Below are 26,164 nucleotides of genomic sequence, written 5' to 3'. Positions count from 1 at the left end.
CTCCTTGCAAATGGACCGGATTCAATTAGCGGGCAAGGCTGTGGGCGAGCGGAACGAACTGGGCTGGGTGCCGGTTGCTCCTTGCTGAACGCCATTGGGGAATGCCTTCGGGCAGATCCGGGCATACATCAAGGCGGAATAGGCGTTGTAGCAGTACGGGTTGGTGACGGTGAATGTACCCGTTGCCGGATTGATGGGCGCCCAACAGTCACTGGGAACGCCGAGCGTACAGAAGAGAAAGGGATTGTTGTTGTAGTAGGGAATGGGCTCGTAGTAGCCACCGGACTGAGCCGATGACTGCATGGCTATGGCATACAACAAGAACGCCGCGAAAAGTCCACGTTTGTTCATGACTCTCCCTCTGTTGGAGTGGGGGTTAGTGCCTTGGTCTGTTTAACAGCTCTTCTGGACTTCCTCGCTCTTTGCTGAAATGCGGCTTCATGTCTAGTACCCAGCAAGACCAGTAATCAGTACTTCTGGAAGATCGGCTCCGAGCAAGTCTGATAAATTATTTTGCATGCCGCGCCGGCAGTAGATTTGTTGTCAGCCTTACATCGTTCCAAAGCAACGGTGCTCGCCTCAGAAGTTGTCCCGGCACCTACAAAATCAGAAAATCCATTTGCAAATGGTTTTCCATCTATTTGCGGCTCAGCTATAACTGCGCACTGATTCCTATAAGCGAGCCCGATTTTGCAATTTGTTTCCCCATGGGATGCGCAACGCTTTAATGCGTCTTCCTCTGCCTCTGTTTTCGAGTGTTTTCCCGTGATAACGCCGTAGCTTGTGATGGAGTCAATGGATCCAATAGCGATTGCACCCCAAGTCTTTTTCCATTCTCCACTCGGGCGAGGTGCGACCGGTTCTTGCTGCGTGTAGTAGCCAGGAGGAATAGGTCCGCACGAAGCCATGCTGCCGGTGGATTGAGCAGGGATTTGTCCAGGGGGGCAGCCCTGCTCTGCCTGCGCGCTACCAGCAATGCATGCAATCAGGACAATTAGCGCCCGGTCAAGCTTCATATATTCACCTTTCTCATTCATTTTAGGTGATGCGACTATCACCTTGATTTGCATTACCTCTGGAGCCGGTGCCCTCGGCAGAAGCTGCAGCCTGCGGCAAAGAAGAGGCTCTTTGCTCTGTCGGGCGTACAGCCGCGTGCGGCGTAACGGGCGTATCTCGAGCTATCTGCTGCGGCACATACGACCCCGCTGGCTGCCCCTGCGGTCCCGGGCTCGATGCAGCGCTGCCGCCGAAAGCAGAGAAGTGCATGAAGTTGCCCATATTGCCCTGCCAGACCGCAGCCGCCAAGCCGGGCACCGTGATAATCACGGCGGTCATGAGCAATCCGATCCCACCTTGCTGCAATGCCTGCGAAGACAAGCCTTCTGCATTGCCCAGGGTAATGATCTGCGCGGCCCAGTAGGCCGCCGCCGCCTTCGCGGTAAATTTTAATGCCATGCCCGTGACTACCGACAGCATCGACATCGAAAACAGCGTGCCGAGCACATAGAACAGCCACTTTTTGAACAGGTCCTTGGTTTGATCGAACATCAGGAACAGGATGAAAATCGGCCCGATGCCGATCAGGAAAGCCATGGTGAACTTGAACAGTAGCAGCATTGCGCCGGCCGCCATCGGCGGGCTGGCAGTGCCGAAGCCCGCCATGAAGATAGCCCGCCCTTTTTTCTCCAACGTCTCCGGATCGGTGGGAACCACGCGCACCGCATCGAGTGCGGTCAAGGCCACCTGCGTATAGGCCAGGTTCTGGTCGATCGCATCGGCAGAGGTGCTGTCTTTCTCGCCAGTGAACAACTCGTGTATCTCCTTGTCCAGGTTCTCGGTCATGGTCTGGTGCAGCATCGCGCCGTTGGCGCCCATGACCGAGGCGATGCTGAGGATTAACACCACCTTGGTTGCCTTGATCATCGTAGCCATCGCGTTTTCTCGCGACTGTCCGGTCGCAATGCGATAGCCCAGCAGCAGCACCCACAGGGTAGTCGCCGTCAGGGAAATCACGCTGACCCACTTCATGGCCCGGCTCATCAATTCCAAGCCGAATTGGTTGATTTCGTTGCTGAAATAGTCATTGACCAGCTTGAAAAAAACGAAATCGCCGATGTTGATATCCACCATGGGCTGCAGCCAGCCCATCGCGCCGTGAAAAATCCCATCCATTGCTGTTTGCCTGTTTGTGGTGGCGGGGCTTTACTGCCAGCGAATCGATTAGTTCGACAGCGCAGCTCTCAGCGTTGCGGCTTGCACGATCTGTCCCAAGGGCGCCAGCCAGCCCGTCTTGTCGCCATCCAGCGCCTTTCGGGACAAACGCGATTGATCGTCCTTGAGCGCGACGATGTAGCTGTCGTACGCTTTCATCTGGGCCTGCCAGTAGTCCAGGTCCATGGCGTTTTGTGCAACGAAGCGCTGGACCTCGTTGTCGTTGGCCGCCAGTGCGCCCTGGCTGGTACCGCCGCTGTCGCGCTGCGCCTGCACCTGCTTGAACTGCTCGTTGCGCTGGATCAGGCGCTTGAGCATGCGCACCGATCCGTTGTACTGCGCGTTCTGGGCCAGCACCATGCGTGCACACACCTTGAGTTGTTCCTGCACCATGTCGCCGCTCATGTTCGGGGCCAGTGCCTCGAACGTCTTCAGCAGGGCGGTGACGCCGCTGCTTCCGGCACCCGGGCAGGTATCCTCCAAGCCATAGTCCTGCGGGCGCTCGGCAAAGTTATCGGCCATGGCGGATTCACCAAAATTCAAGCGCTGCAACTGGATGAGCTGCTGCTTGTAGTGCTCCAACTGCTGCTGATACTGCTTGAGCGTATCGGTCCAGCGCTTGGCCTGCTCGGCGTATTCCTGCAGCGCTTTTGCCATCGACATGGGGTCATTGACGATCCACTGCGCATTCGCCTGGCCTGCGCAGAGACCGCCGGCAAGCAGCAGGCCGACAACGAGACGTGAAAACGGAAGGCGTGGGCGGCGTGAATGTTCAGTCATGACGGGCCTCGTCGGTCTTGTTCGGTACAGATGGACGGTGGGAACAACAATGCGGAACCAGGCGGCGCTGGCTGGTGGACGTGGACGATGAGCCTGCCAGATGGAGAAGGCATGTGCGCGATACGAGGACGGCGTGAATCGGGACAGCGCGCGGCGGTCTCGTTCAGACACGGATGCCCGAGCGGGCGATTGAACCGCAAGCCATCGATCAGGTTGGAGCCTGCTGCTGCCATCGTCCTTATGTGCAGTTGAGGCGGATTGGGCAACACTGGCATAGACGAAACCAGATTTCCATTGTCAACCCACCGTCGGACAGTACGCTCATCGCCTGCCGCTTGACAGTCCAAGGAATATGGCGGGGCGGGTAGGAAAAATCTGACACCCCGCCGTGGCAATTTCTGGCCCGCCGCAAGGCGCTCATTGCGCGGGCCCGTTCAGACGCCTTCCTTACCCGCTCACGTCTAAAGATCAACCTGATTAGCCCTGACCTTCAGCCAGCAGTCGCAGGATCTGCGCTGGCGTGAGTTGATGCTGTCGTCACCTGAAGCCTACGAGGTGGCGTGATGAGCATCAATGCCGTGCAGTTCCAAGCTGGATTGTCGATGCCGGATTTTTTGGTGTCCTACGGCACTGAGGCCAAGTGCTACCGCGCGTTGTACAAGTGGCGGTGGCCGCAGGGATTTCGCTGTCACTCCTGTGCCGGGCGGGCGCGGTCGCGTTTCAAGCGCAGTGCCGCGATCTATGACCAATGCAGCGCATGCCGGCATCAGACCAGTCTGATTGCAGGCACGATGTTTGCCGGCACAAAACTGCCGCTGCGCAGCTGGATGCTGGCCTTGCACCTGTTGACCTCGACCAAAACCAAGATGGCCGCGCTGGAGCTGATGCGTCATCTGGGGGTCAACTACAAGACGGCTTGGCGGATGAAGCACAAGATCATGCAGGTCATGGCCGAGCGCGAAGCGACGCGGCAACTGTCTGGTTGTGTGCAGATCGACGATGCCTAGCGGCGAGCGCAACGGCGGCAAGGCCGGACGCGGGTCGGAAAACAAGCAGCCGTTCCTGATTGCGGTGCAAACCGATGCCACCTTCACCTCGCCGAGGTTTGTGGTGATCGAACCGGTGCGCAGCTTTGACAATGCCTCGCTCAAGGACTGGACGGTGCGTCGCCTGGCGCCCGAATGCGAGGTCCATACCGACGGACTGGCCTGCTTCCGTCGCCTGGAGGACGCCGGCCACGCCCACACCACGCGGGACACCGGTGGCGGGCGTGCCGCCACCGAAGCGGCCGGCGCCCGCTGGGTCAATGTGGTGCTTGGCAACCTCAAACGCGCCATCAGCGGCGTGTATCACGCCATCGCGCAAGGCAAATATGCAAGACGTTATCTGGCCGAGGCGGCCTACCGTTTCAATCGCCGATTCTGCCTGCGCGAGATGTTGCCACGACTCGCCACGGCGATGATGCGACGCAAACCCTGTCCAGAGCCGGTTCTGCGTGCGGCGAGCAATTTCCACAGCTGAGAGTCAGGGCTAATCAGGATGTGACTTCGCTGCTTGTTTACCTTGGGGTATGCGCAGATATGGGTTGTTCGGGGGCCCCTCATCAAACAGTTGTTTGGGGTCCTGCAACAGATGGCCGTGCAGCTGCCGTGATTTGCGTGGCCCGATGACCTCGCAGGTCCAGATGTTCAATCCACTGTCTTGTTTGCGGTGTAGCAGCAGCTTCTCGAAGTGCTTCTGTACCCATTGCCATTCCTGCACTTTCTCCTGTTTAGCCAGAGCCGTGATCTGCGGGTACTCCTGGGCGTAGCGCTGGAAGACGCCGGGACTGACCAGGTAAACGGTATCGGCGACCGTATGCACCAGCGCCTTGGCGTCGTTGATGATCAGCTTGCGTGATTCGATGCCCTGTTTCAGCCAGGCTATGAAGTGTTTGGCGGAGGGCAGGGCAGACTCAACTTCCAAGTGCAACACCTCACAGAGCGTAGGGTGTTGCGATGGGAAGACAGTACAGTCATCTGAGTAGTGAGGAACGCGCGGTGCTTCAGGTCGAACGCGATCGGGGAACGAGTCTTCGTGGGATCGGTCGCCGCCTGGGGCGTAGCGCATCGACGCTGAGCCGCGAGATCCGGCGTCTGGACAGCGGCGTGTACTCGGCGCATGCGGCAGCCCTGGTGTATCGATCGCGGCGATCGCGCAGCGTACGAGCACGCAGGCTGATCGCGGGCGCGGTGCTGTTCGAGTTCGTCCACGACCGTCTTGTGTTCGATCGCTGGTCGCCGCAGCAGATCGCGGCCACACTGCGGGACATGCATCCAGACGACGCCAGCCAGCGGGTCAGTCACGAGACGATCTACGCGGCCATCTACGCGCATCCGCGCGGCGGCCTGAAGCAGGCCCTGGTCGATGCATTGCGCCAGAGCAAGCCCACGCGAGGCCGCAGGCGCACCACAGCAGCGGCGCGCACCTGGGTACCGGAGGAGCTGCGCATCGTGCATCGGCCCGAAGCGGTGGAACAGCGCCTGCTGCCGGGGCATTGGGAGGGCGACCTGATCAAGGGCGCGTTCAACCGGTCCTGCGTGGGCACGCTGGTCGAGCGCAAGACACGCTTCGTGGTGCTGTGCAGGATGGATGGCTGCACCGCGGACGCCGCGCTGGAAGGCTTCACTCGCCAGATGAAGAAGCTGCCGGCCTTCCTGCGCGAGAGCCTGACCTACGACCGCGGAACGGAACTGACCTGTTACGAGGAGCTGATGCGAGGGTTGAACATCGACGTGTGGTTCGCCGATCCGTATGCGCCGTGGCAGCGGGGCAGCAACGAGAACACCAATGGCCTGCTGCGCCAGTTCCTGCCCAAGGGCGTGGACTTGTCGCAAGCGAGCCAGGAGTACCTCAATCACGTCGCCAAGCTGATGAATGGGCGTCCTCGCCAGACATTAGGCTGGGCCACGCCGGCAGCGGCCATGGAGAAGGAAATCCTCGCCTTCAAATCACGTGTTGCACTTGATTCTTGAGACCGCCCAGTGTCTTCGACGGCTGGCCTTCCGCTGGATCGGGTGTTTGCCTCGGCGTGGTGGTGGTGGTGGGGTCCGTCTCGCCTGGCGGCAGGCTGGCAGATGTATCTTCGACAGGAGGCGTTGCCGGAGGAGACGGATCGCTGATCAACGACAGCAAGTCTTCCATCGCATCGACTTGAACCGGCGTGGGGGCGGCGACTGTCACTGCAGCTGCGTCCACAAACGAAGGCGGGGCGACAGAATCGGGCGACGCGGCGGGGGAGCCGCCGTTGTCCTCGACTGGCTCGCTGCCCGATGCTTCTACGACCATGGTGCCTCTGAAGGGCTGTGGGCGTTCCGCGGCTTCCCAGATCAGTGCCGGGGCCAAACGCAGCAGCGTGAAGCTGTGCGACCAGCCAGTCTCGCTGGTGACCGTGGCTTTCCAGATGGCTTTGCCTTCTGGCGTTGCCTGGAGGATGCCGTGATCTTGCAGCACATTGAATACGGCGGCGTTGTTTGAAGGAATGCCATCGATGTCCTGTGTCAGCAAGTGTGCGCGCAGCTTGTCGGAGACGGTCTTGCTGACGAGCCACATAGCGGAATCGGTAGGGTTGCTTCAGCGGACCATGCCAGGGGTGCCAGACACTACCGTCTACATGCTCGACATGCAGGTCGACAGCGATCTTGCCGATGTCGTGAAGCAGCGCGGCGTAGGCGGTGGCGGCGGTCCAGGCTTCTGCTTGAGCGGCCTGGTCTTCGGGTGTTGTGCCAGCGGGCAGCAGATAGGACTGCCGCAGCTTGAGCGCGTAGGCAACGATCTCAAGCCCATGGTCGAGCATGCCGCCGTGGTAGGCATGGTGGTGGCTCTCGGAGGCGGGTAATTGCTGCACAAGCACGGCGTAGCGCTGCAAGGGTGTGCGGTACAGCGTGTCGAACTGCCGGCGAGACAGCGACGTGCGCTGCCAGATGTGTTCCAACAACTTCTGTCGGCGCGGGGTGGCGAGCAGGGACGCGGCCGTCTCCGGCCGCGTCAGCCTTTTCGAGAGGTCGGTGGCGGGTGCTGGCGACGGAGCGGCAGCGACCAAGGTGTGTTTTCGCCGGAACAGGGAGAGCATGTGGGTGTCCTGGTGGCGGGCCGGCCGGGAGGCCTTTTGGCCTTTTCGAGGTAGGGCCTTTCCCCTTGCACCCCATTCCCTTGCCATTTCTGCCCTTTGGCCTTTAACCGTTTCGGTATAGCGGGACGTAGCTTGTGGTTCCAGCGTCAATGTGGAATCCGCTCATGTGGATTGGGCGGGGACCCTCTGTGCTCGCTCGGCCTATGCTGTGCGGAAGCCGTTTCCGCCAAGTGTGCGCCAGTCCAGGCGACAAAGTTGGCAAAGGCGACATGTGCGACTAGAGTGATTCCTGTCTCAAACCTGCCTGGGAGATAATCATGTCCAATTCCATTGAATTCATTGCCGACCATCTGCCGCGCGTCACGGTGGAGGATGTGCGCCGCTTCGCCGCCACCGTCGATATCCGAGATGCCTGGGCTTTCGCGGCCGAGTTGCAGGCGTTCGTCCACGAGCGTGTGGAGGCGGTGGAGCTTCCCGCCCGCCGCCAGGAAATGGAGACGATGGCGCGGACCTTGGAGCGTAAGGCGTCCGCGCTGCGCGCCGACACGCGCTGGGCACCGAATGAAACCGAAGTCCAACGTGGCCGCACGGTGTTGCTGGAAACCTTTAACCAGCCGCATAACCTGCCGATCCCCGAATTCGCCAAGTTGGCGGACAAGTCGCGTCAGCAGATCTACAAGGACATCCTCGCCCGTCGGTTGCTGGCACTGAACGTGGGGCCGCGCGGCCAGAAGCTGCCCGACTGGCAACTCGACCCGGTGAAACAGCAGTTGACCCAAGCCGTCCTCCAGGAGGTCGAGGGCATCGACAACTGGACGATCTACGGTGTGCTGTCCGAACCGCTCGAAGGCTTGGGCGGGCGTTCGCCGGTGGATGCAGTGACGCCAGACTCGATCGACCAGGTGAGCGAGGCCGTGTTCAACGTGTTGGGCCTTCAGGTGCATTGAGGTCGCCCTGTTCGAGCGTGCGGAGGCGAAGGTCCGCGTTATCGAGGACATCGACCTGGTTGACCATGTGGACTGGCCGAGTTTCGTGACCATCTATCGCATCGGCGTGGAGCCCTATTCCGGCCCGGTGGAACCGGATGACGAAGCGTCCTGAAGCAGCAAGAGAACACATTGAAGCCCTAACCAGAATGAATTGGACCGGAGTGGAATAGGCATTCCTCGTGAGCAGGAGACGACCATGAACACGACAACCCGCATCAGCACCGCAGAACGCCTCGGCCACAGCGTTGGTCGTGGATGGCGCGCCTATGCGCGCGGCGAGCGAAGGTTGTCGAGCTGGCTCGTCTCCAGGGGAGTGCCTATGGTGGGTGTCACCGCGCTGCTGTGGGTGGTCAAGCTGGTCGTGCTCGGTGTGCTGCTATACACGATGTCTTGGCTAGCGCCGCTGCTGGTGCTTGCGGTGATGGCCGCATGGGTGGCGCGCAATTCCGGGCTTGCCGACGACCCGCCCGAGCCGGAATGGCGCAACGGGCCTGCTGGATTCGGTCTGTACACCTACGATGGATTTCGCATCGATCCGCACGTCGAGGACGACGAGTAGTAGTTCTCACTTCTTTGACATGGCATTGATTGCAATGCCACCGCCCTTGCCTCCGGCAGCCTTGGCATCCCCCGTTGCGCCGGCGAGGCCTTGCAGGACGTTGCCAGCACGGATGCCTGCCCATGCCAAGCCCATGATCCAGAATGTTGACAACACGATGAACATCGTGCATGTGACGAAGTTCAGCAGCATGTCGCCGAACGCGTTGTTCAATCCGACCAGCGGATCGAAGTTGTTATGCGGCCGGTCCCAGCCCCAGCCCCACCCGTAGAGCGCGTCCAGGATCGTGCTGTCGATCCATCGGGCCAACTGGAACCAGAAGTCCACGAAGAACAACGCGAACTGCACGACGCTGACGGTGACGACTGTCTTGAGGTCGTAGGTACCCACGACCAATACCAGCGGGATGCAAATCACCAACGCCATCTTGAGCAGTGCGAGCACCATGGGCAGGGCCTGGCGCGCTACGTCCATGGCAGGGAATGCTGCGGGTCCCCCAACGGCCATTCCCACGTCGCCTGCCGCGCGCGTCACGATGTTCGGCAAGGTGAATCGCCCCGGGGGCGATTCACTGCTGCGTGGCTCCAGGACATAGAGTTCAAGAGGTGTGTTTGCATGAGCGACGGTCAGGAGGAAACCGGGCCTTCGAGGCCAAGCTGAACTATCGCGCAGACGTAACGCTTGCCGAGTGTCCGAATGACGTGGTCGCAGGGACGCAAGTTGCCTACCTTTACGCAAGCACTCCGATGTGGAATGTTGCGCGTGGACGTGATTGATAAATGGGTTGTCGTCGTGATGGTAATAATAAGGCGACATTTGTAATTGCAAAAATATGTGAATTAAGAGCCAATAAAAAAGGATGTTATTTGCATGTCAGAGCCTACCCTTCATTCCCTGAAAGCCGTGTTCACCCTGCCTGCCTCTGAACATCGGTTGGAACTTCGCCATTTACGATATTTCAAGGCGGTCGCAGAAGAATTGAGTTTTACCCGCGCCGCCGAAAAGCTGCATATGGCCCAGCCACCGTTGAGCCAGCAAATCAAACAACTCGAAGATGAGCTGAATGTGAAACTGCTTGAGCGCGACACTCGGCCCATCCGCCTGACCGAAGCGGGAGAGCAGTTTCTGCTCAGGGTCAATTCTATTCTGGCGGATATCCATAACAGAATTCGCGACGTCAAGGGCATTGCTGAAGGGCGCAATGGGCGTCTGGCGATAGGGTTCGCGGGCTCGGCCATGTATAACGGTTTACCCGAAGTGCTAGGCCTGTTTCAGCAATGCTGTCCGGGGGTGGAGTTGGCGTTCAAAGAAATGCTTGCCGCCGAGATCACCCCTGCGCTCTTGACGCGTAGCATCGACATCGGTTTCGCCCGCCCCCCTATTAACGAGAACCCGGCGATCCATCAAAAGCTACTGTTGAACGAACCTTTGGTTGCGGCCGTCCCGGCATGGCATCGACTGGCTGGGCGCGGGCGCATCAGCGTGACGGACCTGCACGGCGAAAAAGTCGTGCTCTACCCACGTTATCCTCTTCCCAGTCTGACCGATCTGATCCTGAACACGCTCGACGCGGCGTCGGTCAGGGTGCACATCGTGCAGCAGATCGAGAACCTGCAAGCGGCCCTGGGTCTTACGCGAGCCGGCGTGGGGCTGACATTCGTGCCTCAGAGTGTGGGCGCCGAGCAGCGCCAAGGCATTGTGTTTTTGCCCATTGAGGGTGATTTACTGCGCTCGCCAATGAGCGCCGCATGGCTAACCGAAAACTGCACGGCTGCGGTACACAATTTACTGCCGATGCTCGACCTGGCCGGCACATGGCTACAGGCTCAACGCCCCCCAGCGACGGGAACAATAGCGCCGGTTACGTAAGTTGCTGCAGCTGAGGCAAGCCAGGCAACGCAGTCCGCGACCTCTTCCGGTTGACCAGCCCTTTCCATGGGCACCGCCGTCGCCAGGGTGGCCGCCCGGTCGGGCTTGCCGGCGGCAGCATGCAAGTCTGTCTCAATGAGACCCGGCGCCACGGCATTGACTCGAATACCATCGCCGGCCACCTCTTTAGCCAGGCCATGGGTGAGGCTGTCGATTGCGCCCTTGGTGGCAGCGTAATGGATCCATTCGCCGCCGCCACCCAACTGTGCAGCCCGCGAAGAAACGTTGATGATTGATCCGCCATGCCCACCTCGGGAATAGCCCATACGCCGGACGGCTTCACGTGCACACAAGAATGCGCCAAACACATTCACCTGGAAAACCCGCTGCAACTGTTCGAGGGTCAGCGCCTCGAGCCGGCAAAAGCCTTCAGTGATGCCAGCGTTGTTGACCAGCAGCGTCAACGGCTCGTCCTGCTGATCCAGCGTATTGAACAGGGTAAGTACCTGTTGTTCGCAGGCGATGTCCAGTTGCATTGCCTGCGCCTTACCCCCTGCCGCAACAATGGTTTGGACGATCCGCTCGGCGGCGGCGGCCTCCCGGGTGTACGTCAGGACCACGTGGTAACCGAGCCCCCCAAACTTCAAGGCAATTGCAGCGCCGATACCGCGACTGCCACCGGTCACCAATGCAAGTTCCGCCATAAATGCCTCTTCTACCGTAGGGTAGTCAACTAACTTCCGAACATAGAGGCGATTTACTTTGACTGTCAATAGGTAGTTACAGTATATGCCGGCCATATAAAAATAGACTTCGTCAGTATTGGACGATCGCCTTGGCCATGCTTAGCCTTTGGGGCCAGTTTTCTGCGGGCGCTCCTGGGCGTAGCGCTGCAAGACGCCGGGACCGACCAGGGAAACGGCATCGGCGACCCCATGCTCGAGCATGCCGCCGTGGTCGGCATGGTGGCGGCTCTCGGAGGCGGGGAATTGCTGCACAAGCACGGCGTAGCGCTGCAAGGGTGTGCGGTACAGCGTGTCGAACTGCCGGCGAGACAGCGACGTGCGCTGCCAGATGTGTTCCAAAACCGCAAGCGCCGCCAATGTTCCGAGGATGCCGAGAACAGGAAACATTCGGGCGCTACAACGCAGTCTTGCCGACGGCCCCGCGCCGCTCCAGCGCCAGCAGCGCGGCCTTGGTCGGCAGGCCGCCGCCGAAGCCGGTCAGCGCGCCGTTGGCGCCGATCACCCGGTGGCAAGGCAGCACGATCGGCAGCGGATTGCGGCCGTTGGCGGCACCGACCGCGCGCACCGCACGCGGCTGCCCGATATGCCGTGCCAGCTGCGCGTAGCTCCAGGTCGCGCCGAACGGAATCTGCGCCAGTGCCTGCCACACGCGGCACTGGAACGCGGTGCCGCGCGGCGCCAGCGGCAGGTCGAAGCGGTCGCGCTCGCCGGCGAAATAGGCCAGCAACTGCTCGCGCGCCGCGCGCACCGGCGCCACGTCGCGGATCCAGTCGGCACGGCCGCGCGCGTCGTAGCGGTTCTCCGGGAACAGGATGTGGCGCACGCCGTCGGCGCCGACGGCCACGGTCAGTTCGCCGATCGGGGTGGCGAAGGCGTCGTAGTACAGGCGTTGCTCAGTCATGGGGAATCTCCTCGGGTGGATCGCCGGCCAGGTGCCACAGGTGCAGCACCGCATAGGCGCGCCATGGTCGCCAGGCCTGCGCGCGGGCGTCGGTGGCGCGTTCGCTCAGGCGCGCGCCGTCGACGCCGAGCATGCGTTGCAGGACCAGGTCGCCGGCCGGGAACGCGTCGGGCTGGCCGAGCGCGCGCAGGGCGATGTAGTGCGCGGTCCAGGCGCCGATGCCGGGCAGGGCGGTGGCGCATTCGACGAATTCGGACAAGCGCTGGCCGGCGCGGAAATGCAGGCGTCCGCCGACCACCGCCGCGGCCAGCGCGCGGATCGTGGCGGCGCGCGAACGCGGCAGGCCGATCGCTTCCAGCGGCGCGTCCAGCAGATCCTGCGGCGTCGGGAATGCGCGGTCCAGGCCGGGCGGCTGGCCGGGCCGCTGCCCGCCATGGCGTTCGACCAGGCGCGCGGCCAGGGTCGCCGCGCCGGCCACGCTGACCTGCTGGCCGAGCACCGCGCGCACCGCCACTTCGAAGCCGTCCCAGCCGCCGGGCACGCGCAGCCCCGGGCGCCGCGCGATCGCGCGCGCCAGCAGCGGCTCGGCGGCCAGCGTGGCGTGCACCGCGCGCAGGTCGGCGTCCAGGTCGAAGATGCGGCGCACCCGGCGCACGATGTCCGGGATCGCGCGCGGATCGGCCGCGGCGATGCGCAGGCGCAGTTCGTGACGCTGCGGATCGGCCTCGACCTGGATTTGGGTCGAGGCCGCGAGCGGGCCGAGCACGCGCGCGTAGCCGGCGTCGCCGATGCGCTCGATGCCGGGGATCGCGCGCTTGCGCAGGAACCCCAGCATGGCCGGGAAATCCAGCGGCGGGCGGTAGCCCAGGCGCAGCAGCAGGTCGCCGCCCGGCACCTCGGCGCGCTGTTTGCGGATCGCCGACGGCGGCATGCCGCAGCCCTCCAGGAACGCGGTGTTGAAGCGGCGCAGGCTGTTGAAGCCGGCCGCCAGCGCCACCTGGGTGATCGGCAGCGCGGTGTCGGTCAGCAACTGCTTGGCCAGCAGCAGGCGCCGCGTCGCATGCACCGCCGCCGGGGTGGCGCCGAGCTGGCCGACGAACACGCGCTGCAGCTGGCGCGCGCTGAGTCCGACGTCGGCGGCAAGCCGTTCGACGCTGGCCTCCTGCAGCGCGCCCTCGGCGATCAGCGCCAGCGCGCGGCGCACCGATTCCTCGCCCAGGTGCTGTTGCGCTTCCGGCGACAGCTCCGGCCGGCAGCGCAGGCACGGGCGGTAGCCGGCCGCCGCCGCCGCCGCCGCGCTGGGGTAGTAGTGCACGTTGCTGCGCTTGGGCGGCGGCGCCGGGCATACCGGCCGGCAATAGATGCCGGTGCTGCGCACGGCGGTGAAGAACACCCCGTCGAAGCGCGCGTCGCGGGCCAGGCGGGCGCGGTCGTAAAGGGCGTGGTCGTCGCGGGTGGGCTGGGGCATGGCGCCAGTCTAGTCCGCGCCGGTGCGGCGGACTCGCCGTTTTCGGACATGGATGCGGCAGCCCCGGCGCGGCCCGTGCACGTGCCGCGGCCGCGGCGCGCCTGCGGTTTAGGCGCAGTTGGGAAGCGAATGCGTATCGGCACTAGACTAGCGGCGCGCACGCTCGAATGCGCCGCCTCTCCGCTGCGGATTTCCCTGTCTTGTCTCTCCCGTGCAAAATCTGGTGGCTGGCGCTGTGCTGTGCGGGCTTGTTGTCGTGCCAGCAGGGCGCGCCGTCCGCCGGCAGGATCGTGGCCGACAGCCCGCCCGGCGACGGCGAGCACATGGTGTCGGTCGGGACACCGCCGCCGCCGCCCGCGCCGCGGCCTGCCGCCACGCCCAAACCCGACCCCGACGTCTGGGACGCCGCGGCGCTGGAGAACGGCGAGGCCTTCGTCAGCTGCGCCACCGACTACGCGGCCGAGGCCGGCGACGGCGAGGCGCTGGCCGGGCTGGACCGGCCCACGGTCGAGGCGGCGCTGGCGCCATGCCGCGAGCGCGGCCTGCTGCGGGTGCGCTACGAAGGCAAGATCAACGCCGGTTTCGCCGAGCTGGTGCGGCGCCTGGCCGAGGTCGCCGCGCACGACGGCATCGGCAAGCGCGTGCTGGACCTGGATTCCAGCGGCGGCCAGGTCGAGGCGGCGATCCGCGCCGGCGATGCGATCGGCGAGTCCGGCTGGACCATCTGGGTGCGCGAGGGCTCGATCTGCCACAGCGCCTGCGTGTTCGTGCTCGCTGCCGGCGACAACCGGCTGATCTCCGGCAAGGTCGGCATCCACCGCATGATGCGGATCAGTTCCACCGCGACCTCGCGCGCCGAACTCAACCGCGAACTGCAGGATGTCTACGGCAACGTCAAGGACTACCTGGAGCGCAACGGCGTGGCGGTGGCGGTGGCCGACCTGATGATGACCGTGCCCAATCGCAGCCTGCGCCTGCTCAGCAACGACGAACTCAAGCAGTACGGGCTGGACGGGACCAACGCGGTGCAGGACGACCTGGAGCGGATCAAGCAGCTGCGCAAGTGCGGTGACGACTTCGTGCGGCGCAAGGACGCGTTCCTGATCGCCTTCGACCACGAGTGCAAGGCCAAGGGCGTGGACCTGGAGACGCTGACCGCCTGCGGCCAGGCGCTGAAGCAGCGCTTCGGCTTCCCCGACCAGGCCTGCCCGGCGGAGAGCCCGCTGTCGGAAATCGACGTGGCCACGCTGCCGCTGGCCTCGCCCGGCGCGTGAACGCCGGTTGCGCGCTGCGCCCGGCGTTCACGCGCCAGGCACCGCGGCGGCGCTAGGGCGTGTCATCCATCCCCAAGCAGATCGCGCCGCGCTTGCGCGTGCACGCGGCAAGGAAGAGGGAGAACTGGAGGATGCCCACGCCCGGGCACGACGTCATGACGTAGCACCGGGGGCGCGCAAGAGCGGCCCTGCGGGTTGGGCCTGTCAGGCCGCCAGCCGGCACCGCGCGGTTTGACCTGACCGCCGGTCAGGCGCTGCGCCACGCCGCACCAGTTGCCGACCTGACAGACCCAACGCGACCTACTCGGGAATCGATGACATGCCCTAGCGCAGCTGGCTGTGCTTGCTGCCGCGGCGGTTGTAGCCGCTGTGCTCGTGCTGCGCGCGGTCCTGCGCGTCCTGGCAGGCCACGCACAGGCGCACGCCCGGCACCACCTTGCGCCGCGCCTCGGGGATCGGCGCATCGCAGGCCTCGCACCGCTCCAGGCTCGGCCCTTGCGGCAGCTGGCTGCGTGCACGCTTGATCGCATCTTCGACGGTGGCGTCGATCTGATCCTGTACCGCGCCGTCGTTTGCCCACCCTGTGGCCATGATCGTCTCCAAGGATTCGCTGCATGCCGATGATGCGGTTGCGGCCGGCGATTGCAATGCACCCCGGTTTCACATTCGTCAGCATGTTCATGACCGGGTGCAAGCGCTGCCGGCTATTCGCGCGACGCCGCCGGGATGCGATGCGGCCGTCGTAGCCGCTGTCGCGCAGGATCGGCTCGGGATCGCGCCGAAATCGATGCCGGGTCTCATCTCGCTGCGGGGCCGGGCAGGGGCCGCGCACTGTGCGGCAGGCCGCGCCGGCAGCGGCCCGACATCGCTGCCCCGCGTGGCGCCGGCATCATCCCCCAATGCCCGAGGCCCGCGATCGCGGGCCTCGGGCGGATCCAGCGGGTGCGCGCAACGCTACAGCGCCGCGCCGGCGTGCCCCTGGTTCTTTTCCTGCTCGGTAGCCTCGCGCACGCCGGCCACGTCCACCGCGAAATGCAACACCTGTCCGGCCAGCGGATGGTTGCCGTCGATGGTCACCAGCTCGGGGCCGACCTCGACCACCGTGACCAGCAGCGGACCCTGGTCGGTCTGCGCCTGGAACTGCATGCCGGGGGCGAGCCCGTCGGCGTCCGGGAACGAGCTGCGCGGCACCTGCTGCTGCAGTTGCTGGTGGCGCGGGCCGTAGCCTTCGGCCGGAATCACCTCGACCTGCACGCTTTCGCCAGGGCGCTTGCCGCGCAGCGCCTTTTCCAGCCCCGGCACGATGTTGCCGGCGCCGTGCAGGTAGCTCAGCGGATTGTCCGGCGAGGATTGATCGATCACCTCGCCCGCATCGTCGGTCAGGGTGTAGTGGATGGTGGCGACAAGCCCATTGGCGATCTCCATGGGAAACCTCATTCATTAGTTAGCAAGTGGGATGCGCCGGCACAGTCACGGCGCGATGGAAGGTGCTACCCGAATACCCTAACGAAAAGCGCCGGCCGATCGCAAGTCGGCGCGCCGCGCGGCGCGCTGCAGGCCATACAGCAGCAACAATTCGTTGACCTGCACGTCTTCGCCGAGCATCGCCGCGCTGCCGGACAGCGCGGCGGCGGCGGAGCGGGCGGTTACAATAGCCATCCGCTTGTCGCCGCCGTATCAAGGAACCCCATGTCCGCCGCACCCGCCTGTCCGCAATGCACCCTGCAGAACACCTACGTGGATGGCGCGATGCGGATCTGCGCCGATTGCGGCTACGAGTGGCCGGCGGCGGCGGACACCGCCTCCGCTGCGGAAACGGTGGTGCGCGACAGCAACGGCAACGTGCTGCAGGCCGGCGATACGGTGGTGGTGATCAAGGACCTGAAGGTCAAAGGGTCGTCGATCCCGCTGAAGCAGGGCACGGCGATCCGCGGCATCCGCCTGGTCGAGGACGATGCCGAGCACATCGAAGGCAACTCGGACAGGATCAAGGGTCTGGTGCTGAAGACCTGCTTCCTGCGCAAGGCCTGAGCCGCGCGCCGGTGCGGCTCGCGCGCCTGCAACTGCACTGTGGCGCGCGACAAGCAGGCATTCGCCACCAGGCCTGGCGAATGCGGTGGCGGCGCGGCTCAGCGGCCGCCGCCGTGCGCCCAGCCTTGCCGCCGCTGCGCGAACGCCCACGCCAGCGCCAGCAGCGCCAGCGCCGCCCAGGGCAGCGCGGCGGCGCCGTGGCGCTGCAGCAGCGCGCCGCCGAGCATGCCGCCAGCGGCGATCGCCAGGTGCCAGCCGCTGACCACCAGCGACTGCGCCAGATCGGCGGCGTCGCCGGCACGGCGCGCGATCGCGGTCTGGAACAGCGTGGCGCAGCCGCCGAACGCCAATCCCCAGATCGCCAGCGCCGCGGCCAGCAGCGCCGGCGAACGCGGCCACAGCGCCATCGCCAGCGCGGCGAGCGCGAACAGGCCGATGCTGGCCAGCAGCAGCGGCCGCATCCAGCGGTCGATCCACACGCCCACCGCGACGATGCCGAGCACCGCGGCGACGCCGAACAGCAGCAGGTAGCGGTCCACCGCGGCCACGGCCGCGGACAGCGCCAGCAGCGGCGCCACGTAGGTATAGAGCAGGTTGTGCGCGAGCACGAACAGCAGCATCACCGCCAGCACCTGGGCGATGCCGGGCAGGCCCAGCACACGCCGCAGCGGCAGCGCCGCGTGCGCGGCCTGGCCGGCGAAGTCGGGCAGTGCGGCGCGGACCCAGCCGAGCAGGCCAAGGCTCAGCAGCGACATCGCGCCGAAGGTCCAGCGCCATCCCCACTGCTGCCCGAGCAAGGTGCCGGCCGGCACGCCCAGCGCCAGTGCCAGCGGCGTGCCGACCATCGCCACCGCGATCGCGCGGCCCTGCTGCGCCGGCGCCACCATCCGGCTCGCATGGCCGGCCAGCAGCGCCCACAGCAGCCCGGCGCTGACCCCGGCGAGCAGGCGCGCGATCAGGATCGGTGCATAGCTGGCGGACACGGCGGTGACCGTATTGGCCACTGCGAAGCCGGCGATGGCGAGCAGCAGCAACGGACGCCGGCGGTAGCGCCGGGTGGCGGCGGTGAGCGGGACCGCGGCCAGCAGCGACCCCAGCGCATAGACGCTGACCAACTGGCCGATCCACGCCTCGCCGACGTTCAGTCCCGCCGCCATCGCCGGCAACAGGCCGGCAGGCAGGGCCTCGGTGAGGATGGTGACGAAGCCGGCGCAGGCCAGCGCGAGCAGGCCGACCCACGGCAGGCGCGCCGGCACCGGCGGGTTCGCTGCGCAGGCGCCTGCCGCGTCCGTCGTGGCCTGCGCGGCCGCGCCATGCGCCGCTGTCTCGCGGTTCACGCCGCGGCCCCGCGCACGGCGGCGTAGGCCGCATCGCGCAGCGCGGCCACGAACGTACCGGACATGCCTTCGTACAAGGTGTTGCTCAGCGCCACCACGCTCAGCTGCCGCGCCGGATCGACGAACCAGCTGTGCCCGTAGGCGCCGCCCCAGCGCCAGGTGCCGGGCGCTTCCGGGGTCGCGGTCGGTGCCGGGTCGTGCAGCACCGAGAACCCCAGGCCGTAGCCCCAGCCCGGCGCATCCGGCGGACCGAACGCGCCGACCTGCGCGCGGCCCATTTCCGCGACCAGCGCGGACGGCAGCAGCGGCGCGCCGCCGCGGCGCAGCGTTTCCAGCAGGCGCAGCAGGTCGCCGGCGCTGCCGACCATGCCGGCGCCGGCGGAGGCGAACGCGCCCGGATCCAGCGCACGCGAGGGATGGAACACGATGCCGGCGCCGTCCGCGAACGGTGCGACGACTTCGCCTTCGCCCAGCCGATGCGGCACCGGCCCGCCGTTGACGTAGGGCACCGCCAGCCGTGCCGCGTCCTCGGCGTGGAAGCCGGTGGCGTGCATGCCCAGCGGCGCGGTCACCAGCTCGCGTACCAGCGCCGGCAGCGGCTGGCCGCTGGCCGCCTGCAGCACCGCGCCGGCGACATCGATCGCCAGCGAATAGCCCCAACCGGTACCCGGCGCGTACTGCAGCGGTACCTGGGCCAGGCGGCGCAGGTTGTCTTCCAGGCTCAGGCCGCTGTTGTCCATGCCGTCGGACACGCCGGCGCGCGCATGCGCGCCGTCCGCAGGCTCGAGAAAGCGATAGCCGAGCCCGGCGCTGTGGCTGAGCAACTGGCGCAGGCTGATATCCGGCACGCGGCCGTCGGGCAGGGCGGGCCGGAACCACGGCAGCCAGCGCGCGATCGGCGCATCCAGCGCCAGGCGGCCCTGCGCGACCAGCGCCAGCGCTGCCGCCGCGACGATCGGCTTGCTGACCGAGGCCAGGCGGAACGTCGCATCCTCGCGCATCGGCCGCTGCGCCTCGCGGTCGGCCCAGCCGGCGGCGCGGCGGTAGAGGCAGGCGCCCCGGTAGGCGACCAGCACGACCGCACCGACCAGCCGCTGCTGGCGCAGGGCGGCGTCGAGTGCGGCATCGAGCGGGGCGGCGTGTTGCGGCGAAAGCGGCGGCGCAGGGGCGGCGGACGTGGACATTGGCGCAGCTCGTGGAGGAGGGAGGTGCAGCATGGGCGCATGCCGATTGCGGAAAAAGACGGGTAGAGTTCCTGGCTACGAGGACAGATATGTCCTGAATCGGAGCGATGCGATGGATAGTCTGGGCAGCCTGCGCGGCTTCGTGCAGGTGGTGGAGGGCGGCGGCTTCGCCGAGGCCGGGCGGGTACTCGGCCTGTCCGCCTCGGCGATGGCCAAGAGCGTGTCGCGGCTGGAGCAGTCGCTGGGCGTGCGCCTGTTCCATCGCAGCACCCGCAGCCTGACCCTGACCGCCGAAGGCCAGCTGTTCCTGCTGCGCTGCCGGCGCATCCTGGCCGAGGCCGAAGCGGCGCGCAGCGAGCTGAGCAGCCTGGCCGCGACGCCGAAAGGGCGGCTGCGGATCAGCCTGCCGATGAACAACAACGTGCTGCTGCCGGTGCTGGCCGAATTCATGCGCGCCTATCCGCAGATCCAGCTGGACCTGGATTTCGACGACCGCCTGGTGGACGTGATCGAGGACGGCTTCGATGCGGTGCTGCGCGTCGCCGAGCCGGACGATTCGCGGCTGGCCTCGCGGCGCCTGGGAAGCTTCCGGCGCTGCCTGGTCGCCGCGCCGGAGTACCTGCAGCGCTGCGGCACGCCGCGGCTGCCGGCGGACCTGCTCGCCCACCAATGCCTGCACTACCGCTTCCGCAGCAGCGGGCGCCTGGAAGCCTGGCCGATGGGCGCGGCCGCGGCCGGCCTGCAGGTGCCGGTGTCGATGGTCTGCAACAACATCGAGACGCGGCTGAGCTTCGCCCTGCGCGGCTGCGGCATCGCCTTCCTGCCGGAGCACTCGGTGCGCGCGGAACTGGCGGCCGGCGCGCTGCGCACGCTGCTCGACGACTATGTCGATTCCACCGGCACCTTCCACCTGCTGTGGCCGTCGGGCCGGCACATGCTGCCGAAGCTGCGCGTGTTCGTCGATTTCCTCGGCGAGCGGCTGGTGCTCTAGTCCGCGCCGCAGGTGGAGTGCGCTGACCCTGCGCAGTGGACGGCATGACCCAGCGCGGCGGCATGCATGCGCAGCGTGCCGGTGTGCGCGCGGCTCAGTCCAGGGTCGGGTAGTCGAGGAATGAGGGCATGGACGCCACAGCAGCGCAGGCCAGGACGTCTACGTTGAAGACATGGGGACGGCGTGCGTGGTTTCGCGCGGTCGCGATGGGAGGGTGCGTTGCTGGCGGCAGGCTCGCCAGCGACGGCGGCGCCGTGCTGGAGGCCAGGCGCGCGGCGGGCGGTGGATCGCGCGCCACGCTGAAGGCGTACAGCCGCCGCCAGCGCGACGCAGGCAGGCACCGTGCCGCAACGCGGCGTTGCACGCGCATGGGTGCATTTGCATGTCGCGATGCACAACAATGACCGACCCTCCTCGATCGGGTCCCGGGCATGTCCACCCTCGCCACTCCTTCGACGCCGTTGTCGCGCCGCGGCTACGTGCTGATCCTGTTCGCGCTGGCGATGGGCGGCTTCGCGATCGGCACCAGCGAGTTCTCCACGATGGGCCTGATGCCGTACATCGCACGCGGGCTGGCGATCGACGAGCCGCGGGTCGGGCACCTGATCAGCGCCTATGCGCTGGGCGTGGTGGTCGGCGCGCCGCTGCTGGCGATCATCGGCGCGCGCTGGCCGCGGCGGACCCTGCTGCTGGCGCTGATGGGCTTCTACGCGGTCGGCAACCTGGCCAGCGCGCTGGCCCCGGATTACCACAGCATGCTGCTGGTGCGCTTCATCGCCGGGCTGCCGCACGGCGCCTATTTCGGCGTGGCCACCCTGGTCGCCGCCTCGATCAGCCGCCCCGACCAGCGCGGTGCGGCGGTGAGCCGGGTGCTGCTCGGGCTGAACCTGGCGGTGCTGATCGGCAATCCACTGGCGACCTGGCTGGGCCAGGTGGCGCAATGGCGCTACGTCTATGCGCTGGTGGCGGCGATCGCGGTACTGACCGTGGTGCTGGTCATGCGCCTGTTGCCGGCCGATCCGCACGAGCCGCGGCAGCAGCCGCTGCGCGAGCTGCGCGCGTTCAACCGCACGCAGGTGTGGCTGGCGCTGGGCATCGGCTCGGTCGGCTTCGCCGGCATGTTCTGCGTGTTCAGTTATCTGGCGCCGACCCTGATCCAGGTCACCGGCGTCTCCGAACGCTGGATCCCGTTCGCGATGTGCGCGTTCGGCTTTGGCGGCCTGCTCGGCAATCTCGCCGGCGGCTGGCTGTTCGACCGGCTGCAGTTCCGTGCGGTGCCGCTGGTGCTGCTGTGGTCGATGGCGGTGCTGCTGGCGTGGCCGCTGGCCGCGCACTCGCCGTGGGCGGTGCTGCCGGCGGTGGTCGCAGTCGGCCGCATGGGCGCGCTGGCGCCGGTGCTGCAGACCCGGCTGATGGACGTGGCCAGCGAGGCGCAGACCCTGGCCGCGGCCTCCAACCACGCCGCGTTCAACCTGGCCAATGCGCTGGGGCCGTGGATGGGCGGGATCGCGATCAGCGCCGGGCTGGGCTGGACCTCGACCGGCTACGTCGGCGCGGCGGCGGCGCTGGGCGGGCTGCTGGTGTACCTGTGGGCGCGCCACGATGCGCGCCGTGCGCAGCGCCTGGCGACCGCCGGCTAGCATGGCGGCGATGGATGAGCGCCGGGCCGGCATGCGGGTCGCTCCGCTGCGGCGTGCGCTGCCGGCATGCGCAAACGACTGGCGAAAATAGCGCCAGGCCGTCGGCACGCGCGCCATGAATGCCCGTTCATCCCTGCCAGCGCGGCGTGAGGACGCACGCGTTTCGGCTCACGTGCATTTTATGCCTCGGCGTCCAGCATCCCTGCCACGACGCAACGCGGCAAGACTCTTCATCCCGCGGCCGAGCGACATCCGGGGAACACCACCGGACATGCCCGTTGCGCGTTGTTCGCCGGCCCATTGCAGAAGGAGTTCCATCCATGAGCATTCAGAGCAAGACCACCCACAGCCTCAACGACCTCATCGCCATCTCCCGCGACGGCAAGCAGTTCTACCAAGAAGCGGCGCAGAAGGTCGGCGACGCCGAGCTGTCGGCGTTGTTCCTGCGCATCGCCGGGGTCAAGTCGGACATCGTCGGCAGCCTGAGCGCGGTGGTGCAGGCGGTCGGCGGCAAGCCCGACGAGCACGGCACCCTGGTTGGCAGCATGCAGCAGATGTACGGCAAGGTGCGCGCCGCGCTGGGCGACACCAAGTACGGCTATGTGGCCGAGCTGGAGGAATCCGAGGATCGCCTGTTGAAGGCGTTCAACGAGACCATCGCCGACAGCGACACCCCGGTCGCCGCGCGCGATGTGGCCACCAAGTTGCTGCCGGAAGTGCGCGCCTGCCACGACGTGATGCGCAACCGCAAGCTGGCGATGAAGAACGCGGCCTGAGTCGCAGGCCGGACCTGGGTCCGGCCCGCATCGCCCACACCGCACGCTGCGGTCCTCGCGGACGCCAGCGTGCCGATGCTGCACAGACGCAAAGGCCGAGCGGATTCCGTCCGCTCGGCCGTTTGCGTTGCACCGCGGCAGGCGCTGCGCGCCGACTGCGCTGCGCTTGCTACCATGGCGGCCCACCCGCTGCCGAATCGCCCGCGGTTTCCGCCGCAGCCTGCCGATGGCCCACGATGTTTCCTCTGCAGACGCGCAGTTCTCGCTCGATTTCGCCGCGCCGGCGCCGCGCGAGCGCCTGTTCTTCGCCGTGCTGCCGGATGCGGCGACCGCGCAGCGCGTGTTCGCCGTGGGCGAGCGCCTGCGCGCCGCGCATGGCCTGCGCGGGCGTGCGTTGCCGGTCGAGCGTCTGCACCTGACCCTGCATTATCTCGGCGAGTATGCCGGCATCCCGCCGCGCCTGCTGCAGCAGGCGCATGCCGCCGGACAGGCGCTGGCGGCGGCGCCATTCGACCTGTGTTTCGATCGGGTTGCCAGCTTCGGCGGCCGCGCCTGCACGCGGCCGTTGGTGTTGCTTGGCGACGGCGAGCCGGCCGCGCTGCGCCGACTGCGCGCGGCGCTGCAGCAGCAACTTGGCCGCCAGGGCGTGGCCACGCGCGCCGATGCGGCCTATGTGCCGCACCTCACCCTGGCCTACGACGATCGAGCCGTGCCGCTGCAGGCGGTGCCGGAACTGCGCTGGACGGTCGCCACGCTGAGCCTGATCCGCAGCGTGCAGGGGCAGGGGCGTTATCTGCACGAGGCGACCTGGCTGCTGTCTGCGGAGACGGCCGAGCGTGCGCGCGCCGGCGATGCGGTGCGCCGATGAGCGAATCGATGCCGCCGCTGACCCTGCCCGACGCGCAATGGGCGCAGCTGCAGGCGGCCTACGCCACGCCGCCGCGCGCCTATCACCACTTCGGCCACGTGCAGGCGGTGCTGGGCCACTACGCCGAGGTCGCCGCCGCGCTGGGCTGGCGGCAGCCGCGCGAGGTCTATCTGGCGGTGCTCTATCACGACGCGGTGTACCAGGCCGGGCGCGACGACAACGAGGCGCAATCGGCGCGCCTGGCGCAGGCGGCGATCGCGCAGTGGCTGCCCGACGCCGGGCTGGACGCGGCGCGCGTGGCCGCGCTGATCGAACTGACCGCGCGCCACGGGCAACTGTCCGCCGCCGCGGTGGATGCCGAGGCGGCGCTGTTCCTGGACTGCGACATGGCCATCCTCGGCGCCGATCCGGCCGCGTTCGCCGCCTACGATCGCGCCATCGCCGAGGAGTATCGCGGCGTGGTGCCGGGCTGGCTGTACCGGCGCAAGCGCCGCGCGTTCCTGAAGACGGTGCTGGCGCAGCCGCGCATCTTTCTCAGCGACTGGTTCCATGCGCGCTACGACGCGGCGGCGCGCGCCAACCTGCGCCAGGTGATCGGCTGAGCCGGCGCCCGCGCGCTCTACAATGCGCAGCTGCGCACGCGCCTGGCGTGCCGCCCGCCTTGCACCGTGATGTCCGATCCCGCTCCCGCCGATCCGTGCCCGCAGCCGCCGCAGCCGCCCTTGCCCAGCGACTGCTGCGACAGCGGCTGTCCACTGTGCGTGCACGACCTGTACAACGAGGAACTGGAGCGCTATCGGCAGGCGCTGGCGGCCTGGCGGTTGCGTCATGCGGGGGTCGGTCCGGGCGCGTGAGCGCCTGGCGCACCTGGCGCAAGCCCGCGCTGCCACCGCTGCGGCGTACCTCGCGTGAACCGGCGCCCGCGCCGCGCTTCGCGCCGCCGCCGTTCGGGATTATCTTTACACGCCTTTTCAGGATTGCCGGATGATGCGAATGCGTGGCGGATGGATGTGGGGATGTGCGTTGGCCGGGCTGGCCGCAGCGGCTGCCGCCTCGGCGGCGCCTGCGGTGCCGGCGGTTGCACCGGTCGCGGTCCCGGAAAGGCTCAGCCATGGCCGCTTCGAGCAGATCCCGGTGCTGTTGCCGCAGGGCGATGCGCAGCGCGTGGTGCTGTGGTTCGCCGGCGGCAGGCATGGCGAGGCCGCGCGCGCGCGCCAGATCGAGGCGCTGCGCCACGACGGCGCGATGGTCGCGGTGATCGACAGCGCGCACTTGCAGGCGGTGTTGGCCAGGATCCCCGGCACCTGCGGTTTTTCCGCCGGCGACGTGGAGAACTTCTCGCGCTACGTGCAGGCCTACTACCACATGCCCACCTACCACCTGCCGCTGCTGGTCGGCGACGGCGACGGCGCCGCGCTGGCCTATGCGGTCGCGGCGCAGGCGCCCAGGCATCTGTTGGCCGGCCTGGTCACCGAGGATTTCTGCCCGGTGCAGGTGCTCGACGACCAGATCTGCGGCGCCGGCATCACCGCGCCGGCACGCGCGCTGCAGCCGGCATCGCTGCCGCTGCCGTGGCTGGTGGCGGCCGCCGCCCAGCCGGCGCCGCGCTGCAGCCAGCAGCGCGATGGGTTCGTGCAGAAGGTGACGCAGGCGCGGCAGTTCCGCCGCAGCGCCAGCGGCGATCCGCTGCCCGGGCTGCGCGCGGCGGTGCGCTCGCTCAGCGCGCAGCGCGGGGTCAGCCTGCCGCCGACGCCGGTCGACCTGGCCGGGCTGCCGGTGGTTGAGGTGCCTGCCGCCGCGGTGCCGGTCGCGGCCGGCGCCGCGGCGGCAGGCAACGACCACGGCCAGGTGTTCGCGATCTTCGTCTCCGGCGACGGCGGCTGGGCCGGACTCGACCAGCAGGTCGCCGGCGCGCTGGCCGAGGCCGGCATCCCGGTGGTCGGCGTGGACTCGCTGCGCTACTTCTGGAGCGAGCGCACCCCGCAAGGCTTCGCCACCGACCTGGACCGGATCTACCGCCACTACAGCCGCCTGTGGCAGCGCGGGCGGGTGCTGCTGATCGGCTTTTCGCAGGGCGCCGACGTATTGCCGGCGGCCTACAACCAGTTGCCGCCGCCGATGCGCGCGCAGGTGCAGGCCACCGCGCTGCTGTCGCTGGGCAAGACCGCCGACTACGAATTCCACGTCTCCAACTGGATCAGTTCCGGCGACGACGGCCTGCCGATCGCCCCGGAAGTGGCGAAGATGCCGGGCGCGCAGACCCTGTGCATCTATGGCGAGGACGACGACGACAGCGTCTGCCCGGACCTGCCGCATGGCGCTGCGCAACTGGTGAAGCTGCCCGGCGACCACCACTTCAAGGGCGACTACGCGGAACTGGCCAAGCAGATCCTGCAGCGGATCGATTGAGGGCCGGGATTCGGGATTCG

26 protein-coding genes and 4 pseudogenes are annotated in these 26,164 nt (G+C 66.9%); 14 read left to right on the top strand and 16 right to left on the bottom strand.

The window, feature by feature from the left end:
• Nucleotides 1–21 precede the first annotated feature (21 nt).
• From FZ025_RS20870 to FZ025_RS20855, 4 genes are all read right to left on the bottom strand, one after another.
• Complete coding sequence (locus FZ025_RS20870) at nt 22–351, bottom strand: hypothetical protein (RefSeq protein WP_146093514.1); 330 nt, start codon at nt 349–351, stop codon at nt 22–24.
• Nucleotides 352–467: 116 nt separating this feature from the next.
• On the bottom strand, nt 468–1,070 hold the full coding sequence (locus FZ025_RS20865; RefSeq protein WP_104558282.1) for a DUF4189 domain-containing protein: 603 nt from the start codon (nt 1,068–1,070) through the stop codon (nt 468–470).
• A complete protein-coding gene (locus FZ025_RS20860; protein ID WP_046978759.1) occupies nt 1,039–2,172 on the bottom strand; it encodes a TrbL/VirB6 family protein in 1,134 nt (377 codons plus the stop codon). The genes FZ025_RS20865 and FZ025_RS20860 overlap by 32 nt, the downstream gene beginning before the upstream one ends.
• A 48-nt stretch (nt 2,173–2,220) precedes the next feature.
• Nucleotides 2,221–2,868 (bottom strand): hypothetical protein, encoded by a 648-nt coding sequence (locus FZ025_RS20855; protein ID WP_104558329.1) that lies wholly within the window; start codon nt 2,866–2,868, stop codon nt 2,221–2,223.
• Nucleotides 2,869–3,554: 686 nt separating this feature from the next.
• Here FZ025_RS20855 and FZ025_RS20850 point away from each other — a divergent pair.
• A pseudogene (locus FZ025_RS20850) lies at nt 3,555–4,512 on the top strand (IS1595 family transposase).
• Between the two features lie 9 nt (nt 4,513–4,521).
• On the opposite strand, the gene FZ025_RS20845 reads toward FZ025_RS20850, so the two are convergent.
• Nucleotides 4,522–4,956 (bottom strand): conjugal transfer nickase/helicase domain-containing protein, encoded by a 435-nt coding sequence (locus FZ025_RS20845; protein ID WP_425509673.1) that lies wholly within the window; start codon nt 4,954–4,956, stop codon nt 4,522–4,524.
• Between the two features lie 32 nt (nt 4,957–4,988).
• Between FZ025_RS20845 and FZ025_RS20840 the strand changes: the two genes are divergently transcribed.
• The gene (locus FZ025_RS20840; protein ID WP_158185520.1) at nt 4,989–6,005 is read left to right on the top strand and encodes an IS30 family transposase; all 1,017 of its coding nucleotides are present in this window, start codon (nt 4,989–4,991) and stop codon (nt 6,003–6,005) included.
• 79 nt (nt 6,006–6,084) lie between these two features.
• On the opposite strand, the pseudogene FZ025_RS20835 reads toward FZ025_RS20840, so the two are convergent.
• Nucleotides 6,085–7,102, bottom strand: a pseudogene (locus tag FZ025_RS20835) (TraI domain-containing protein); the annotation flags it as partial.
• 317 nt (nt 7,103–7,419) lie between these two features.
• On the opposite strand from FZ025_RS20835, the gene FZ025_RS20830 reads away from it, so the two are divergent.
• Both FZ025_RS20830 and FZ025_RS20825 read left to right on the top strand, forming a co-directional pair.
• Nucleotides 7,420–8,049: a hypothetical protein gene (locus FZ025_RS20830; protein ID WP_046980051.1), complete on the top strand. Its 630-nt coding sequence runs from the start codon at nt 7,420–7,422 to the stop codon at nt 8,047–8,049.
• A gap of 238 nt (nt 8,050–8,287) precedes the next feature.
• Nucleotides 8,288–8,650, top strand: a complete 363-nt coding sequence (locus FZ025_RS20825) for a DUF3742 family protein (protein WP_046980052.1) — start codon at nt 8,288–8,290, stop codon at nt 8,648–8,650.
• Between the two features lie 6 nt (nt 8,651–8,656).
• On the opposite strand, the pseudogene FZ025_RS20820 reads toward FZ025_RS20825, so the two are convergent.
• A pseudogene (locus FZ025_RS20820) lies at nt 8,657–9,199 on the bottom strand (conjugal transfer protein TraG N-terminal domain-containing protein); the annotation flags it as partial.
• A 321-nt stretch (nt 9,200–9,520) separates the two neighbouring features.
• On the opposite strand from FZ025_RS20820, the gene FZ025_RS20815 reads away from it, so the two are divergent.
• Nucleotides 9,521–10,519 (top strand): LysR family transcriptional regulator, encoded by a 999-nt coding sequence (locus FZ025_RS20815; protein ID WP_053057292.1) that lies wholly within the window; start codon nt 9,521–9,523, stop codon nt 10,517–10,519.
• On the opposite strand, the gene FZ025_RS20810 is transcribed toward FZ025_RS20815, so the two are convergent.
• The 4 genes and pseudogenes from FZ025_RS20810 to FZ025_RS20795 all read right to left on the bottom strand — a co-directional run bounded on the left by FZ025_RS20810 (nt 10,477) and on the right by FZ025_RS20795 (nt 13,634).
• A complete protein-coding gene (locus tag FZ025_RS20810; protein WP_046980053.1) occupies nt 10,477–11,223 on the bottom strand; it encodes an SDR family oxidoreductase in 747 nt (248 codons plus the stop codon). The two genes, FZ025_RS20815 and FZ025_RS20810, sit on opposite strands and share 43 nt — an antisense overlap.
• Nucleotides 11,224–11,448: 225 nt before the next feature.
• A pseudogene (locus FZ025_RS20805) lies at nt 11,449–11,607 on the bottom strand (TraI domain-containing protein); the annotation flags it as partial.
• A 52-nt stretch (nt 11,608–11,659) separates the two neighbouring features.
• Nucleotides 11,660–12,166 carry a methylated-DNA--[protein]-cysteine S-methyltransferase gene (locus FZ025_RS20800; RefSeq protein ID WP_046980055.1) on the bottom strand — a complete coding sequence of 169 codons (507 nt, stop codon included), beginning with the start codon at nt 12,164–12,166 and terminating at the stop codon, nt 11,660–11,662.
• Nucleotides 12,159–13,634, bottom strand: a complete 1,476-nt coding sequence (locus FZ025_RS20795; RefSeq protein WP_046980056.1) for an AlkA N-terminal domain-containing protein — start codon at nt 13,632–13,634, stop codon at nt 12,159–12,161. The genes FZ025_RS20800 and FZ025_RS20795 overlap by 8 nt, the downstream gene beginning before the upstream one ends.
• 167 nt (nt 13,635–13,801) lie before the next feature.
• Here FZ025_RS20795 and FZ025_RS20790 point away from each other — a divergent pair, with 167 nt between their 5' ends.
• On the top strand, nt 13,802–14,908 hold the full coding sequence (locus FZ025_RS20790) for a COG3904 family protein (RefSeq protein WP_046980057.1): 1,107 nt from the start codon (nt 13,802–13,804) through the stop codon (nt 14,906–14,908).
• Between the two features lie 324 nt (nt 14,909–15,232).
• Here FZ025_RS20790 and FZ025_RS20785 read toward each other — a convergent pair whose 3' ends face one another.
• The 3 genes from FZ025_RS20785 to FZ025_RS20775 all read right to left on the bottom strand — a co-directional run bounded on the left by FZ025_RS20785 (nt 15,233) and on the right by FZ025_RS20775 (nt 16,567).
• A complete protein-coding gene (locus FZ025_RS20785) occupies nt 15,233–15,499 on the bottom strand; it encodes a DksA/TraR family C4-type zinc finger protein (protein WP_046980058.1) in 267 nt (88 codons plus the stop codon).
• 363 nt (nt 15,500–15,862) lie between these two features.
• Nucleotides 15,863–16,333, bottom strand: coding sequence for an FKBP-type peptidyl-prolyl cis-trans isomerase (locus tag FZ025_RS20780; protein ID WP_046980059.1), 471 nt, complete (start codon nt 16,331–16,333; stop codon nt 15,863–15,865).
• A gap of 78 nt (nt 16,334–16,411) precedes the next feature.
• On the bottom strand, nt 16,412–16,567 hold the full coding sequence (locus FZ025_RS20775) for a hypothetical protein (protein ID WP_158185614.1): 156 nt from the start codon (nt 16,565–16,567) through the stop codon (nt 16,412–16,414).
• A 30-nt stretch (nt 16,568–16,597) separates the two neighbouring features.
• On the opposite strand from FZ025_RS20775, the gene FZ025_RS20770 reads away from it, so the two are divergent.
• A complete protein-coding gene (locus tag FZ025_RS20770) occupies nt 16,598–16,939 on the top strand; it encodes a zinc ribbon domain-containing protein YjdM (RefSeq protein ID WP_046980060.1) in 342 nt (113 codons plus the stop codon).
• A 98-nt stretch (nt 16,940–17,037) separates the two neighbouring features.
• Here FZ025_RS20770 and FZ025_RS20765 read toward each other — a convergent pair whose 3' ends face one another.
• A complete protein-coding gene (locus FZ025_RS20765) occupies nt 17,038–18,195 on the bottom strand; it encodes an MFS transporter (protein ID WP_046980079.1) in 1,158 nt (385 codons plus the stop codon).
• Between the two features lie 77 nt (nt 18,196–18,272).
• Nucleotides 18,273–19,460, bottom strand: coding sequence for a serine hydrolase domain-containing protein (locus FZ025_RS20760; protein ID WP_046980061.1), 1,188 nt, complete (start codon nt 19,458–19,460; stop codon nt 18,273–18,275).
• A gap of 112 nt (nt 19,461–19,572) precedes the next feature.
• Between FZ025_RS20760 and FZ025_RS20755 the strand changes: the two genes are divergently transcribed.
• The 7 genes from FZ025_RS20755 (at nt 19,573) to FZ025_RS20725 (ending at nt 26,144) form a co-directional block, all read left to right on the top strand.
• Nucleotides 19,573–20,451, top strand: a complete 879-nt coding sequence (locus FZ025_RS20755) for a LysR family transcriptional regulator (protein ID WP_046980062.1) — start codon at nt 19,573–19,575, stop codon at nt 20,449–20,451.
• A gap of 431 nt (nt 20,452–20,882) precedes the next feature.
• Nucleotides 20,883–22,091 carry an MFS transporter gene (locus FZ025_RS20750; RefSeq protein WP_046980064.1) on the top strand — a complete coding sequence of 403 codons (1,209 nt, stop codon included), beginning with the start codon at nt 20,883–20,885 and terminating at the stop codon, nt 22,089–22,091.
• Between the two features lie 320 nt (nt 22,092–22,411).
• Nucleotides 22,412–22,867 (top strand): PA2169 family four-helix-bundle protein, encoded by a 456-nt coding sequence (locus FZ025_RS20745; protein ID WP_046980065.1) that lies wholly within the window; start codon nt 22,412–22,414, stop codon nt 22,865–22,867.
• Nucleotides 22,868–23,093: 226 nt separating this feature from the next.
• On the top strand, nt 23,094–23,735 hold the full coding sequence (locus tag FZ025_RS20740; RefSeq protein WP_046980066.1) for a 2'-5' RNA ligase family protein: 642 nt from the start codon (nt 23,094–23,096) through the stop codon (nt 23,733–23,735).
• Nucleotides 23,732–24,337 (top strand): HD domain-containing protein, encoded by a 606-nt coding sequence (locus FZ025_RS20735; RefSeq protein WP_046980067.1) that lies wholly within the window; start codon nt 23,732–23,734, stop codon nt 24,335–24,337. The genes FZ025_RS20740 and FZ025_RS20735 overlap by 4 nt, the downstream gene beginning before the upstream one ends.
• Nucleotides 24,338–24,406: 69 nt before the next feature.
• Nucleotides 24,407–24,589: an oxidoreductase-like domain-containing protein gene (locus FZ025_RS20730; protein WP_046980068.1), complete on the top strand. Its 183-nt coding sequence runs from the start codon at nt 24,407–24,409 to the stop codon at nt 24,587–24,589.
• 154 nt (nt 24,590–24,743) lie between these two features.
• Nucleotides 24,744–26,144, top strand: coding sequence for a virulence factor family protein (locus FZ025_RS20725; RefSeq protein WP_053057293.1), 1,401 nt, complete (start codon nt 24,744–24,746; stop codon nt 26,142–26,144).
• The last annotated feature ends 20 nt before the right edge of the window (nt 26,145–26,164 follow it).

The sequence above is a fragment of the Xanthomonas hyacinthi genome, from assembly GCF_009769165.1.
GTDB lineage: Bacteria > Pseudomonadota > Gammaproteobacteria > Xanthomonadales > Xanthomonadaceae > Xanthomonas_A > Xanthomonas_A hyacinthi.
This window is presented reverse-complemented; position numbering and strand designations above follow the sequence as displayed.

What these genes read in the sequence shown, in the direction of transcription:
- FZ025_RS20770 (WP_046980060.1), top strand. Translation starts at nt 16,598, where the DNA reads ATGTCCGCCGCACCCGCCTGTCCGCAATGCACCCTGCAGAACACCTAC.
- FZ025_RS20755 (WP_046980062.1), top strand. Translation starts at nt 19,573, where the DNA reads ATGGATAGTCTGGGCAGCCTGCGCGGCTTCGTGCAGGTGGTGGAGGGC.
- FZ025_RS20790 (WP_046980057.1), top strand. Translation starts at nt 13,802, where the DNA reads ATGCGCCGCCTCTCCGCTGCGGATTTCCCTGTCTTGTCTCTCCCGTGC.
- FZ025_RS20730 (WP_046980068.1), top strand. Translation starts at nt 24,407, where the DNA reads ATGTCCGATCCCGCTCCCGCCGATCCGTGCCCGCAGCCGCCGCAGCCG.
- FZ025_RS20800 (WP_046980055.1), bottom strand. Translation starts at nt 12,166, where the DNA reads ATGACTGAGCAACGCCTGTACTACGACGCCTTCGCCACCCCGATCGGC.
- FZ025_RS20795 (WP_046980056.1), bottom strand. Translation starts at nt 13,634, where the DNA reads ATGCCCCAGCCCACCCGCGACGACCACGCCCTTTACGACCGCGCCCGC.
- FZ025_RS20840 (WP_158185520.1), top strand. Translation starts at nt 4,989, where the DNA reads ATGGGAAGACAGTACAGTCATCTGAGTAGTGAGGAACGCGCGGTGCTT.
- FZ025_RS20745 (WP_046980065.1), top strand. Translation starts at nt 22,412, where the DNA reads ATGAGCATTCAGAGCAAGACCACCCACAGCCTCAACGACCTCATCGCC.
- FZ025_RS20760 (WP_046980061.1), bottom strand. Translation starts at nt 19,460, where the DNA reads ATGTCCACGTCCGCCGCCCCTGCGCCGCCGCTTTCGCCGCAACACGCC.
- FZ025_RS20735 (WP_046980067.1), top strand. Translation starts at nt 23,732, where the DNA reads ATGAGCGAATCGATGCCGCCGCTGACCCTGCCCGACGCGCAATGGGCG.
- FZ025_RS20870 (WP_146093514.1), bottom strand. Translation starts at nt 351, where the DNA reads ATGAACAAACGTGGACTTTTCGCGGCGTTCTTGTTGTATGCCATAGCC.
- FZ025_RS20865 (WP_104558282.1), bottom strand. Translation starts at nt 1,070, where the DNA reads ATGCAAATCAAGGTGATAGTCGCATCACCTAAAATGAATGAGAAAGGT.
- FZ025_RS20775 (WP_158185614.1), bottom strand. Translation starts at nt 16,567, where the DNA reads ATGGCTATTGTAACCGCCCGCTCCGCCGCCGCCGCGCTGTCCGGCAGC.
- FZ025_RS20860 (WP_046978759.1), bottom strand. Translation starts at nt 2,172, where the DNA reads ATGGATGGGATTTTTCACGGCGCGATGGGCTGGCTGCAGCCCATGGTG.
- FZ025_RS20740 (WP_046980066.1), top strand. Translation starts at nt 23,094, where the DNA reads ATGGCCCACGATGTTTCCTCTGCAGACGCGCAGTTCTCGCTCGATTTC.
- FZ025_RS20815 (WP_053057292.1), top strand. Translation starts at nt 9,521, where the DNA reads ATGTCAGAGCCTACCCTTCATTCCCTGAAAGCCGTGTTCACCCTGCCT.
- FZ025_RS20810 (WP_046980053.1), bottom strand. Translation starts at nt 11,223, where the DNA reads ATGGCGGAACTTGCATTGGTGACCGGTGGCAGTCGCGGTATCGGCGCT.
- FZ025_RS20825 (WP_046980052.1), top strand. Translation starts at nt 8,288, where the DNA reads ATGAACACGACAACCCGCATCAGCACCGCAGAACGCCTCGGCCACAGC.
- FZ025_RS20855 (WP_104558329.1), bottom strand. Translation starts at nt 2,868, where the DNA reads ATGGCAAAAGCGCTGCAGGAATACGCCGAGCAGGCCAAGCGCTGGACC.
- FZ025_RS20830 (WP_046980051.1), top strand. Translation starts at nt 7,420, where the DNA reads ATGTCCAATTCCATTGAATTCATTGCCGACCATCTGCCGCGCGTCACG.
- FZ025_RS20780 (WP_046980059.1), bottom strand. Translation starts at nt 16,333, where the DNA reads ATGGAGATCGCCAATGGGCTTGTCGCCACCATCCACTACACCCTGACC.
- FZ025_RS20725 (WP_053057293.1), top strand. Translation starts at nt 24,744, where the DNA reads ATGTGGGGATGTGCGTTGGCCGGGCTGGCCGCAGCGGCTGCCGCCTCG.
- FZ025_RS20785 (WP_046980058.1), bottom strand. Translation starts at nt 15,499, where the DNA reads ATGGCCACAGGGTGGGCAAACGACGGCGCGGTACAGGATCAGATCGAC.
- FZ025_RS20750 (WP_046980064.1), top strand. Translation starts at nt 20,883, where the DNA reads ATGTCCACCCTCGCCACTCCTTCGACGCCGTTGTCGCGCCGCGGCTAC.